Below are 247 nucleotides of genomic sequence, written 5' to 3'. Positions count from 1 at the left end.
ACGAATTTCCATCATGAAGCACGACGATGTGGGGAAAGCAATGGAACAGGCATCAACTTTGAGTGACGTGGTGGCGGTCAGGGGCATCATCCAGGATCAGCACCCAGTGGACTTCTACGCCTTGGGAGTCGCCGGCAGCATTGACAGGCTCGCCGAACCGCTGCGCCGGGCGGGTGTGAGGGTCCATTGGGACACCCCGCACCATGGCATCGAGATCTCTTCCGCCGCAGCCGGCCTCCTGTATCAC

General features: G+C 60.7%; 1 protein-coding gene. It reads left to right on the top strand.

What is annotated here, in order from left to right:
* Positions 1–13: 13 nt before the first annotated feature.
* On the top strand, positions 14–247 hold a 234-nt coding region (locus SB679_RS25700; protein WP_410705200.1), incomplete at its 3' end, for a hypothetical protein.

This window comes from Chryseobacterium sp. SIMBA_029 (genome assembly GCF_046535275.1).
Taxonomy (GTDB): Bacteria; Bacteroidota; Bacteroidia; order Flavobacteriales; family Weeksellaceae; genus Chryseobacterium.
The sequence above is the reverse complement of the archived record's forward strand: the minus strand, read 5'-3'. Positions and strand labels throughout refer to the sequence as shown.